We start from the raw sequence: 12,324 nt of genomic DNA on the forward strand, positions 1-12,324 counted from the left end.
CTCCCTCATCGCAAACCTCTCACCGCGAGAGAAAACGTAAAATGTTCAAGATATTTCAAATTGTACTTGGCCCCCAAGCCTGGCTATACAAACTTGGCGGCATAAACTGACCTACTGCTCGCTATGCCCGACTATAATACCTGGCTTTTTCTTCGTATCATTCATCCTGGTTTATCAAAAATAAAACCCTGCCAAAAACCATCACCTTGGCAATTCTGAAGCGCCCATCAGATACTCATCCACGGCTCTGGCAGCTTGCCGGCCTTCACGTATCGCCCACACTACCAGCGATTGTCCACGCCGACCGTCACCCGCAGCAAAAACCTTATCAACCGAGGTTATATATTCCTTTTCATTGGCTTTAATTTGTCCTCGCCCATCCAGTTCAACGCCAATATCCTGCAATAAACCTTCCTGTACCGGATGAACAAAGCCCATTGCCAGCAACACCAGATCGGCTTTCAGCGTAAAGGTGCTATCGGGTTTTTCGCTCATTTGCCACTGTCCATTTTCCTGCTTCCATTCCACTGGTACCGCGTTCAGGTGGGTAATAATGCCATTCTTGCCGGTTACACTTTTGGTATTGGCACTCCAGTAACGGTGCTTGATACCTTCATCATGTGAAGAAGTCGTACGTAATTTGTTGGGCCAATTCGGCCAGGTGAGTAATTTGTTCTCTTTTTCAGGCGGCTGCGGCAAAATTTCCAGCTGTACCACGGATAGTGCACCTTGCCGTATTGACGTACCAATACAATCAGAGCCGGTATCGCCGCCACCGATAACTACGACATGCTTACCCTGTGCAGAAATGGCGACCTCATCCGCGATGGTATCGCCGGCATTGCGCTTATTTTGCTGACGCAAAAAATCCATCGCAAAATGCACGCCCTGGTAATCATTACGGCCAGCGACTTCCAAATCACGTGGTTTTTCCGAGCCAATGGTTAAGACCACCGCATCGTATTCGGCAAGTATTTTTTGCACAGGGATATCTTTACCGATGTTACTGTTAGGTCTAAAGCGAACGCCTTCGGCCTGCATTTGCGCGATACGCCGGTCGATGTGGATTTTTTCCATTTTAAAGTCAGGAATGCCATAGCGTAATAAGCCGCCAATACGGTCATTTTTTTCATACAACACCACTTCATGCCCAGCGCGAGCCAACTGTTGAGCGCAAGCCATACCCGCAGGCCCTGAACCTATCACAGCGACCCGCTTACCTGACCGCTCTGCAGGTATCTGAGGTTTTACCCAGCCCATTTCCCAGCCTTTATCGATAATGGCTCGTTCTATCGATTTAATGGTTACGGGTTGATCATTTAAATTAAGTGTGCACGCCGCTTCACAGGGCGCAGGACAAATACTGCCGGTAAACTCGGGAAAATTATTGGTGCTATGCAAAACTGCCAATGCCTGCTGCCAATCACCACGATAAACCCCATCATTCCATTCCGGGATAATATTATTAACCGGGCAGCCCTGATGACAAAAAGGAATACCGCAATCCATACAACGTGCGCCTTGCTCAGCCATTTCAATATCGCTGGGTGCCAGCGTAAATTCTCGATAATGCTTGATACGATCACCCGGTGCTTGATAGCGCCGTTCAGCTCGCGGTAATTCCATAAAACCGGTTGGCTTGCCCATCTCAATACCTTCTACAAAAAATGGTTACACAGTTGCGGTAGCTTCGCCTACAGGACGTAGGCGAGGGGCGTTAGCAGGACGCGGAAGCTTGTTCTGCCTGAATTTGTTTAAGCGCGGCGCGATAATCAACCGGCATCACTTTGATGAAACGCGGTAAATAATCCTGCCAATTATCCAGAATATGTTGTGCGCGCTTGCTGCCCGTATAGCGTTTATGATTTTGAATCAAATGCTTCAAACGCTGGGCATCATGGCGCGTCATATCAGACATAATGTGAACACGTCCATGAGTTTCCAAATCGCCACCTTGGTGCGCTACCATTTCCAGAATTTGATCTTCTGCCAGAACCGGCTCAAGCTCAACCATGGCTAAATTACATAGCTGATCAAAATTGTTCTCTTTATCCAACACATAAGCTACACCACCTGACATGCCAGCGGCAAAATTACGCCCGGTTTTGCCAAGGACAACAACGACACCACCGGTCATATATTCACAACCATGATCGCCCACGCCTTCAACAACCGCAATAGCACCCGAGTTACGCACGGCAAAACGCTCACCAGCAATACCGTTAAAATAACATTCACCGCTGATTGCGCCATAGAGCACAGTATTACCGACGATAATATTTTCCGCCGGATCAATAGGACACTCTTTAGGCGGATAAATAGCGATACGTCCGCCACTCATGCCTTTCCCGACATAATCATTACCTTCACCTTCAAGCTCGATACTGATACCTTGTGCCAAAAATGCACCAAAACTTTGACCGGCAGTACCTTTAACATGAATGGCAATGGTATCCTCGGGCAAGCCTTTATGCCCATAACGCTGGGCAACTTCGCCGGATAACATCGCGCCAAAAGTGCGATTGATATTACGAATCGGGATATTGATAACAACGGCCTGTCTATTTTCCAGAGCAGACTGCGCTTGTGCGATTAACACATGATCCAGTGCCTGTTCCAAACCATGTTCTTGCTGCTCGCAATGATAAACAGCCGTGGAACCGTCGACCTCAGGCTTATAGAAAATCCGACTAAAATCCAGTCCGTCCGTTTTCCAATGCGACAACGCCCGTTGCATATCCAGTTTATCGGAACGGCCTATCATTTCGTCGAAGTTACGAAAACCCAGCTTGGCCATCCACCGGCGCACATCTTCGGCGATCATAAAAAAATAATTAACGACATGCTCGGGTTGTCCGGTAAACCGTTTCCTAAGCTCGGGATCTTGTGTCGCCACACCGACCGGACAAGTATTCAAATGACATTTACGCATCATGATACAACCCGAAACAATCAACGGCGCAGTCGCAAAGCCAAATTCGTCAGCCCCCAACAAAGCACCGATAATGACATCTCGCCCGGTTCGTAAACCACCATCAACTTGTACGGCAATGCGTCCGCGCAACTTGTTAAGCACCAGTGTTTGATGCGTTTCAGCCAGGCCGATTTCCCAAGGCAAACCGGCATGTTTAATCGAACTCATCGGACTGGCACCGGTGCCGCCATCATAACCGGCGATGGTAACATGGTCGGCATGGGCTTTGGAAACACCTGCCGCCACCGTACCCACACCTACTTCAGACACCAATTTAACGCTGATACGCGCTTTAGGATTAACGTTTTTTAAATCATGAATAAGCTGCGCCAAATCTTCAATCGAATAAATATCATGGTGTGGTGGCGGTGATATTAAACCGACACCTTGCGTGGCATGACGAACTTTAGCGATAATCGCATCGACTTTATGTCCCGGTAATTGCCCGCCCTCACCCGGCTTGGCACCCTGGCTGATTTTAATTTGAATATCATCGGCATTGACCAAATACTCAGTAGTCACACCAAAACGCCCCGACGCCACCTGCTTGATCGCAGAACGCATGGAATCGCCATTGGGCAAAGGTTTAAAACGTTCTGAAAGCTCACCGCCTTCACCGGTGTTGGATTTGCCGCCGATACGATTCATGGCAATCGCCAAGGTCGTATGCGCTTCATAGGAAATTGAACCGAACGACATCGCACCGGTCGCAAAACGTTTAAGAATTTGGGTAACCGACTCGACTTCATCCAGGGGCACTGGATTTGCCTCTTCCTTAAACGTCATCAAGCCACGTAAAGTCAGCAACGTTTCATTTTGCTCATCAATTAAGCGACAAAAATCTGCATAGCCTTCGGCACTATTGGTACGCGTGGCATGTTGTAAGGTACTGATAGTTGCCGGCGTCCAGGTATGCGCTTCACCACGTATGCGATAAGCATATTCTCCGCCAGTATCCAGTGCATCCTGATATAACGGCTCATGACCAAACGCCAAACTATGGCGACGCAAAGTTTCTTGACTAATTTCCGGTAAACCGGCGCCTTCAATCGTACTGGTGGTACCGGTGAAATAACGCTCCAAAAAGGGCTCCGCCAAGCCTATGGCATTAAAAATTTGGGCACCGCAATAAGACTGATAGGTCGAAATACCCATTTTTGACATCACCTTCAACAAGCCTTTTGACACGGCTTTAACATAACGCTTATGCGCTTCATACTCGGTAAGATCCGGTATATCCTGGCAAAACCGTGACACTGTGTTGAAAGCCAGATAAGGATTAACCGCTTCTGCACCGAAAGCCGCCAACAGCGCAAAATGATGAACTTCACGTGCTTCGCCGGTTTCGACCACCAAACCTGCTTTGGTACGTAAACCTTCACGGGTAAGATAGTGATGCACCGCAGATGTCGCCAGCAAGGCGGGAATGGCAACATGTGCCGCATCCAGATCTCGATCAGAAAGCACCAAAATGTTATTGCCGTCTTTAACAGCCTCTTTAGCGGCCAGATAAAGCTTATCCAGCGCCCCTTCCATTCCGCTTGCCCCCAAATCAGAGGGATAGCACAGACTTAAGGTTTTTGTTTTAAAAACGCCACCGGTACGCGCTTCAATACGGCGAATTTTTTCCAGATCCTGATTGGTCAAAACAGGCTGTTCAACTTCTAACCGCATGTGCGTGCCACCTTCATCCAACCCCAGTAAGTTCGGCCTGGGACCAATAAGCGAAACCAAAGACATGACCAATTCTTCACGAATCGGGTCTATCGCCGGATTGGTGACTTGGGCAAAACCTTGTTTAAAATAATCGTATAACAGGCGCGGACGCTGCGACAGTACCGCTAACGCAGCATCTATACCCATTGAACCAATGGCTTCCTGACCTGTTTGAGCCATTGGTTTTAAGATAAACTCAATATCTTCCCGGGTATAACCAAATGCCTGCTGCCGGTCTAAAAGGGTAGCAGCATCCGGTGCCATTGCTGAAATTTCATGGGGTAGCATGGACAGCAAAATTTGCGTTTTATCCAACCATTCAGAATAAGGATAGCGGGCAGACAAATCCGCCTTCAATTCTGCGTCATCAATGATGCGTCCTTGCACGGTATCAATCATAAGCATTTTGCCCGGTTGCAATCGCCATTTTTTGATGATTTTATGCTGCGGTATATCCAGTACTCCCATCTCTGACGCCATAATGACAAAATCATCGTCAGTAACCAGATAACGCGCCGGGCGCAAACCATTGCGATCCAATGTTGCGCCAATCTGACGACCGTCAGTAAAGGCAATCGCGGCCGGCCCATCCCAAGGCTCCATCAGCGCAGCATTATATTCATAAAATGCGCGCAGTCTTTTATCCATCAAGACATTGCCTGACCATGCTTCAGGAATCAGTAACATCATGGCGTGGGCAAGCGTATAACCACCGGCAACCAATAATTCAACGGCATTATCAAAACATGCGGAATCTGATTGTCCTTCAGCAATTAATGGCCACAGCTTATGAACATCCTCGCCCAACACTTTGGATGCTATTGAATGCCGACGCGCAGCCATACCGTTCATATTACCCCGTAAGGTATTGATTTCGCCATTATGGGCAATCATACGGAAAGGGTGAGCCCTATCCCAAGTTGGGAAGGTATTGGTGGAAAAACGCTGATGCACCAATGCCAAGGCACTGACAATACACTCATCACTGAGATCAGGGTAAAACGGGCCGACCTGATTCGCCAACAACATACCTTTGTAAACCAAAGTACGCGTTGATAACGATGGCACATAAAAAGAGTCACCATTGTTCAAATTCAAAGTGCGAATGCCATTTTCAACTTGCTTACGAATAACAAACAACTTACGCTCAAAAGCGTCCTGATCAGGACAATCCATACCGCGTCCGATAAAAATCTGTCTGATAAACGGCTCAACCCGTTTTGCCGAAGCACCCAACTCGTAATTATCAACCGGTACATCACGCCAGCCCAAAAATATGGCTTTTTCCCGGGCAATGATTTCAGTAAACAGGCTTTCGCAGCTCGCCCGATCAGATTCGTCGCGTGGTAAAAATACCATACCTACCGCATAATTTCCTTCAGTAGGTAGCGATAAGCCTTTTTTTTCATACTCGGCACGTAAAAAAGCATCAGGCATTTGAATCAAAATTCCCGCACCGTCACCAGCATAAGGATCTGCACCAACTGCGCCACGATGCGTCAGGTTTTTAAGTAAATCCAAACCCTGTTTTACAATCGCATGACTTTTATGGCCTTTAATATGGACAATAAACCCCACTCCACACGCATCATGTTCATGACGCGGATCATATAAACCTTGTCTGGCCGGTAGCGTACTTTGACTCATAATTACCTCAAAAAGAAATTACAAAAGAGTTACTATTTTTCCCTTACAACCCTTTGCCTGGCACTCGTATTTAGTACTTCTATCAGAAGGCATCGGCGGGCAAAACCGCTACCTTATCTAAATGATAAACAAACCTCTTAAGTTATGTTTTACAACACTTAACCAACAATCGCAAGCATTCTAAAAACAGTCATAAATTGGTTGAACAGGAAAATCGGTAATGACTATAAAATCAAAAAATTGTTGCCTTGTAAATTCAAAATTCATTAACCATTAATACCATCGCAATAGAGGTATTTTCTTAATGACCAAGTAAGTATGGTATCTTTCCTACTATGTTGCATGCTTGAATTTATGGTCGATTAATTATGAAAGAAAAATTTGATGTGGTAATCGTAGGTGGTGGCATGGTTGGAGCCGCCGTTGCCTGTAGTCTGGGTGGTAGTTTATTAAAAGTTGCGGTTATCGAAAGTTCTCCGCCACTGCCGTTTGCGCCTGATCAGCCGCATGATTTGCGGGTTTCTGCTCTTAGCATTGCTTCCAAAAATATACTGGAAACCGTGGGAGCCTGGCAAGGTGTTATTAATCGACGTTTTTGCCCTTTCCGTAGAATGCGGGTATGGGAAACTACCGGTGATACCGAGTTTTGTAGTGATGATATTGACTATCCCGAGTTGGGTTATATCGTAGAAAACCGGATAACCCAATTGGCTTTATTGGATCGCCTGCAAGAATTTGACAATGTCGAACTGATCTGTCCGGTCGGCATTAAAAAAATCAATTACGTCGCCGGAAAACCAAGTGAACTGGAACTGGAAGACGGGCGCATCTTGTCTGCAAAAGTTTTGGTTGCCGCCGATGGTGGCCAGTCCAAAGTCAGACAAACGGTAGGTTTGGGCGTAACCAGCTGGGATTATAAACAACATGCCATGGTTATTTATATTGAAACCGCTTATGGACAGCAGGATATAACCTGGCAACGCTTTTTGCCCAGCGGTCCTCAAGCATTTTTACCGCTGACAGGAAATTATGGCTCTATCGTCTGGTACAATTCGCCTGATGAAGTCAGTCGCTTAAAATCATTATCACTTGAAGCATTGAAGGATGAATTGGTTGCCGCCTTCCCTGCCTGCCTCGGCAAAGTGAACCGTGTGCTGGGCGTGGCTAGTTTTCCGCTTAAGCGACAACATGCCCAAAACTACGTAAAACCCGGCGTGGTTTTGGTTGGTGATGCCGCGCACATGATCAATCCTCTGGCGGGGCAAGGCGTTAATATTGGTTTGCTGGATGCAGCAGCCTTAGGCGAAGTGTTGCTTGATGCCGCAAAAAAAGGCCTTGAACTTGGCGATTTAAGCGTTTTAAAGCATTATGAACAATTGCGTCGCAATGAAAACCTCAAAATGATGACCGTCATGGATATTTTTTACCAGGTATTCAGTAATGAAATATTACCCGTAAAGCTGATACGTAATTTAGGCTTGGGACTGGCGGAACGAATTTTGCCAGCCAAAAATAAAGTCATGCGTAGTGCCATGGGCTTGGAAGGCAAATTGCCCAAACTGGCTAGAGGCGAGCGGATTATTTAGCTTACAGAACAATATCGCCATGAAGATACGACGTTTTATTTCTTCATGTTTTTATGGCTAATAAAAAACTTTGTAATGTCTGGCTACAGAGGATGATGTAATTAAATAAGGCCGAAAAATCTCACCTAATCTTGTTCAGGGCTTGTCAAAAGGGAGCAACATTTCCGGCGCAGCAAGGATGTGTGACGGAAACATCAATTCCAGCTTTCGCCACAACAGACTTGTTGCAGCCTGGATTTGAGTCAGTTATAAAACGTGGAAACCAGTTTGTAAACCCCGACAGGCTTCGTCTGTTAGTGTTTCAACAATGCCTTGACTTTTTGAGCGGCGCGCTCGCAATCAATAGCCGATTTCTCAACGCGCCGACTCAGAAAAAAGCCGATATTCAAGCCTTCACTTTCGCGGGAAGCATATTCATTAAGTGGTCCACAGGCTTGCTGCATATTTTGCTCGGCCAGTAATAAATCATCATGATTATTTTCGCTATCCGTTTCCAAAATCGCCATAATTTCACTGGTCATGCTGTTTTGAAGTTTAAACACGCCTTCCACATAACGCGTAAACTCTTCCTTCGTTTGGCCATTTTCACCATAGCGGCCCACCAAAGGCGTCGCACACCCTGATATTATTAGCATAACTGACATCAACGTTAAGCCTGATAAACCAACCAAACCGGCATTCCATTTTGTCATTTTACCCTTGCATAAGTCTTGTTAATTGAGATGTTAATATACTATGAATCCGATTTATTCGAGTACAAAAAAACAACAAACAGACAAAGAGGTATCGTTTTATAAAAATAAAACCGCTTTAATGTTGACCCTGTTTTATGTATTATCAAAACAGCCTTAGGTGTATACTCCAAAGGCTTTATATCTCAAAAACAAGTAAACACGAGATCAAACTGATGACTGAAAAGACGCCCAGCAAATATCTGATCAACCTTGAAAAATACTTCGCCAATGACAATCCGGTATTACTAAGATCAGCAAAAGTCTTTCATGATCTGGATCAAATTGAATATGATCTTGGTCTCATTGAAGCCGATGAAACGACTGCCAGTAAAAATTCATGGTGGCCAATAATCAGTTTGATTGGCGGCAATTCTACGGCAAAATCCCGGTTTATTAACAGCTACCTTAACATTCAACAAGTAGCCTCTGGCATTCAGGCAACCAATCACAAATTTACGGTACTCTTACAAAATAGCCAAAATAATTCCGCAACGTTACCTGGCACAGCATTGGATGTTGATCCCCGCTACCCTTTTTATCAAATCAGCAGAAAAATGGAGCAACTGCAAAAAGGTGAAGGTAACCGGATTAATTCTTATCTGGAATTAAAAACCATCAATAGTGACCGTCTTAAAGGTAAATTATTCATCGATACGCCCAATATCAGCGCGGTAGAAACCAATCCGATTAACTCAATGTTTATAAAACATATTGTTGAAAACTCTGATCTGGTGTTGGTTTTTACCGATGTATTTGAATCAGCTTCGCCAATGCTTGATGACTTGATACAAGATATTACCCTTCACCAGGATTCCAATAAATTTGTTTACCTGATAGACGATCCCTTGGCAACGCTCAATCCAGGTAAAGCCAATGAAATCATTGCCTCTTGGCAAAGAAAGCTTTCCGGTACGGGATTAAACACCGGACAATTTATTATTGTCCCTAATCAGCAAAACAGTATTAACCCGCTGGACAAAGTCGATTTTTCTGAAATCGATGAGCGTATGTCCAATGTTGCCTATAATCGATCCTATCGCGTTCTGGACTCACTAGAAAAAAACATACGCGAGATTGAAGACGTAATAATACCGGAAGTAAAAAATGGCATCCTGCTATGGAAAGAACGCGTCAATATCTCCAGCATGATTATTCTTTGCTTTATTGCCATCCTGGCAGTTTTTGCTGAAATAAATGTAGGAATTTTAGAGTTTTTAATTGACCCTATTATTGGCCCTATATTAATCGCCATTCTGTTGGCAATTATGGTGCCTGTACATTTACTGATGAGCCGACTACATGCCAAATTAATTATTACCAAACTCAATGAACGCCAGAAGGAACTGCATTTAATGGAAAATTTGGCTAATCTTTTTGAAAAGAATTTAACCTTTGTACGCATGCTGTTACCCATTAATGAACCGGCGGCCTGGAATAAAAAAATTAAGGCCCGCTTAATTGAATTAAGCGATAAAACCAAAAATCTGGTGCAATCGTTAAATGATAACTTTGGTACTTATGATGAACAAGTTTTCACAGACTACCAAGAAGATGAGCAATCCGACTATGTGGATTTATCAAAATTTAAAACATAATTGCCGATTTTAAAAACTTATCATTCTGACAACAAGCATGACTTGCCATGTTAACTATTGAAATTCTAAAACAATATTTGCCTTTGTGCTGGCTTAAACACAACCCGCTTGAGCTAACAAGATCAACAAGTTTTTTTAAACAAAACTTGTTTTTCTATTTTATTTTTGAGTATTTCATGCAAGCGAACATGACGGACGATCCTTTTGAATCGTTTATTGAAGTCGCTATACAAACACTGCTAACGCTATTGTTTATAGGCGTAATATTGCATTTAAACAAGGCCTTATATGCCTATATACAAGTAACAACAGCTATTTTGGTTTGTGCCAATATAATCTCTGTTTTCGTCACTCCGGTTTTGATCTGGCTAACCGTCAGTGAAGATCTTTTAAGTTATTATAGTTTGGGGGTATTGTTCCTGTGGGAATTTATAGTGATGGCCTATATTTTCAGGCAAATACTTGCCATCACTTCTAGCGCCAGCCTGGCTTTATCATTGCTTTATTTTATAGCAACTTATTTTGGTGCGTTTGCCATAGGCAATATATTGATGTAGACTTTGAGGCCCCGACAGATAACATCCCTTCAAGGGATGGTATCTGTGTGAGTTTACAATCACATAAATTGAATATTTAATATCTGAAAGACTGTAGGCCTCAATTACCCAACATATTGATTAATCAAACCTTGTAACTCATTTCTATCCAGTTGATGATTATCGACTTTAAGATAAGCCACAGCCTCATCATAATGCAAAGTAATTTCCTCTACGCCGTTAATTGTTAACATCGCCGCAACAAAATCATTGGCTTCCTGCTCGTTAATTTTTTCCAGGGAGATAAGTAAATTGGCCCAATAGCGTGGTGCTTTCATACTGAATGACAGTATCAACCAGCTCAATGCCGCTGCTGCGCAAAATAAAAACACCCCGCTGGCACCATATTCGCCATAGCACCAACCGCCTATCCCACCGCCAATACCGGCACCCAGAAACTGGGAAGTTGAATAAACACCCATTGCAGTCCCTCTTAAATCACCCGGTGCAGTCTTGGAAATTAATGACGGTAAAGTGGCTTCCAATAAATTAAAGCCGGTAAAAAACAACCAAAGAAAACCAATAATTGCCGGCAAAGACGCATTAAACTGCATTAAACCCAAATCAGCCAGAACCAATGCAGCAATAGCACCGATGAATACCGGTTTCATCTTGCGTTTTTTTTCTGCCAAAATAATGAACGGAATAATGGCGGCCATTGAAATAACAAAAACCGGTAAATAAACTTTCCAATGCTCGGCAGGCAATAAATCGGTATCACGCATTAATAATGGTACAACTACAAAACTGGCCGTTAAAATGGCATGTAAAATAAAAATGCCATAGTTAAGTCGTAATAATTCCTTGTTTTTTAAGATATTAAAAAACTGGCCGGGAACCAGTTCGGCATCCCGATGAACTTTGGATTGCTTCGGATCAGGTACTTGATAACGAACAACCCAAATAGCGATTAATGACAATCCGGCAATCAGCCAGAATATCCCGTGAACGCCAATAAATCCGGCAATGACCGGCCCTGCGGTAATGGCAACCCCAAAAGAGACGCCAATGCTGAGACCAATTAATGCCATCGCTTTAGTGCGATGTACTTCTTGCGTTAAATCGGCCACCAAAGCCATAATAGGTGCGGCTATTGCACCCGATCCTTGTATCGCCCTGCCCAATAAAACCCCGTAAATACTGCTTGAAAGTGCCGCAACCACACTACCGATCAAAAACAGTATCAAGCCGATGATAATGATTTTTTTTCTGCCAAACCGATCTGACATTAAACCAAAAGGAATTTGCAAAATTGCCTGACTAATACCGTAAACACCGATAGCCATGCCGATTAATGCCGGTGTTGAGCCTTCAAGTTGTTCGGCAAATAATGACAATACAGGCAAAATCAAAAACAATCCCAGCATGCGTAAAGCATAAATACTTGCTAAAGACCACGTTGCCCGCTTTTCCGATGAACTCATCGGACTCGTAATATCCTGCACTTTTGTCAAAACCGGTTGCTCCTTTAGGCTT

7 protein-coding genes are annotated in these 12,324 nt (G+C 44.2%); 3 read left to right on the plus strand and 4 right to left on the minus strand.

Annotation, left to right across the window (positions count from 1 at the left end; all coding sequences use genetic code 11):
• Positions 1–201: 201 nt before the first annotated feature.
• Positions 202–1,647, minus strand: coding sequence for a glutamate synthase subunit beta (locus tag N7974_RS04040; RefSeq protein ID WP_262964375.1), 1,446 nt, complete (start codon positions 1,645–1,647; stop codon positions 202–204).
• A 70-nt stretch (positions 1,648–1,717) separates the two neighbouring features.
• Positions 1,718–6,337 carry a glutamate synthase large subunit gene (gene gltB / locus N7974_RS04045; protein WP_262964376.1) on the minus strand — a complete coding sequence of 1,540 codons (4,620 nt, stop codon included), beginning with the start codon at positions 6,335–6,337 and terminating at the stop codon, positions 1,718–1,720.
• A 368-nt stretch (positions 6,338–6,705) separates the two neighbouring features.
• Between gltB and N7974_RS04050 the strand changes: the two genes are divergently transcribed.
• Complete coding sequence (locus N7974_RS04050; protein WP_262964377.1) at positions 6,706–7,923, plus strand: FAD-dependent monooxygenase; 1,218 nt, start codon at positions 6,706–6,708, stop codon at positions 7,921–7,923.
• Between the two features lie 293 nt (positions 7,924–8,216).
• On the opposite strand, the gene N7974_RS04055 is transcribed toward N7974_RS04050, so the two are convergent.
• Positions 8,217–8,615, minus strand: a complete 399-nt coding sequence (locus N7974_RS04055) for a hypothetical protein (protein WP_262964378.1) — start codon at positions 8,613–8,615, stop codon at positions 8,217–8,219.
• A 215-nt stretch (positions 8,616–8,830) separates the two neighbouring features.
• On the opposite strand from N7974_RS04055, the gene N7974_RS04060 reads away from it, so the two are divergent.
• Both N7974_RS04060 and N7974_RS04065 read left to right on the plus strand, forming a co-directional pair.
• The gene (locus N7974_RS04060) at positions 8,831–10,252 is read left to right on the plus strand and encodes a P-loop NTPase family protein (RefSeq protein WP_262964379.1); all 1,422 of its coding nucleotides are present in this window, start codon (positions 8,831–8,833) and stop codon (positions 10,250–10,252) included.
• Between the two features lie 47 nt (positions 10,253–10,299).
• On the plus strand, positions 10,300–10,809 hold the full coding sequence (locus N7974_RS04065; RefSeq protein WP_262964380.1) for a hypothetical protein: 510 nt from the start codon (positions 10,300–10,302) through the stop codon (positions 10,807–10,809).
• A gap of 104 nt (positions 10,810–10,913) precedes the next feature.
• Here the strand turns inward: N7974_RS04065 and N7974_RS04070 are convergent, their stop codons facing one another.
• On the minus strand, positions 10,914–12,272 hold the full coding sequence (locus N7974_RS04070; protein ID WP_262964487.1) for an MFS transporter: 1,359 nt from the start codon (positions 12,270–12,272) through the stop codon (positions 10,914–10,916).
• Positions 12,273–12,324: the final 52 nt, after the last annotated feature.

Source organism: Methylobacter psychrophilus, assembly GCF_025583945.1.
Taxonomy (GTDB): domain Bacteria; phylum Pseudomonadota; class Gammaproteobacteria; order Methylococcales; family Methylomonadaceae; genus Methylobacter_C; species Methylobacter_C psychrophilus.

Bases quoted from the DNA above. Each gene is read 5' to 3' on its own strand.
- N7974_RS04040 (WP_262964375.1), bottom strand. From the start codon at position 1,647: ATGGGCAAGCCAACCGGTTTTATGGAATTACCGCGAGCTGAACGGCGC.
- gltB (WP_262964376.1), bottom strand. From the start codon at position 6,337: ATGAGTCAAAGTACGCTACCGGCCAGACAAGGTTTATATGATCCGCGT.
- N7974_RS04050 (WP_262964377.1), top strand. From the start codon at position 6,706: ATGAAAGAAAAATTTGATGTGGTAATCGTAGGTGGTGGCATGGTTGGA.
- N7974_RS04055 (WP_262964378.1), bottom strand. From the start codon at position 8,615: ATGACAAAATGGAATGCCGGTTTGGTTGGTTTATCAGGCTTAACGTTG.
- N7974_RS04060 (WP_262964379.1), top strand. From the start codon at position 8,831: ATGACTGAAAAGACGCCCAGCAAATATCTGATCAACCTTGAAAAATAC.
- N7974_RS04065 (WP_262964380.1), top strand. From the start codon at position 10,300: ATGTTAACTATTGAAATTCTAAAACAATATTTGCCTTTGTGCTGGCTT.
- N7974_RS04070 (WP_262964487.1), bottom strand. From the start codon at position 12,272: ATGAGTTCATCGGAAAAGCGGGCAACGTGGTCTTTAGCAAGTATTTAT.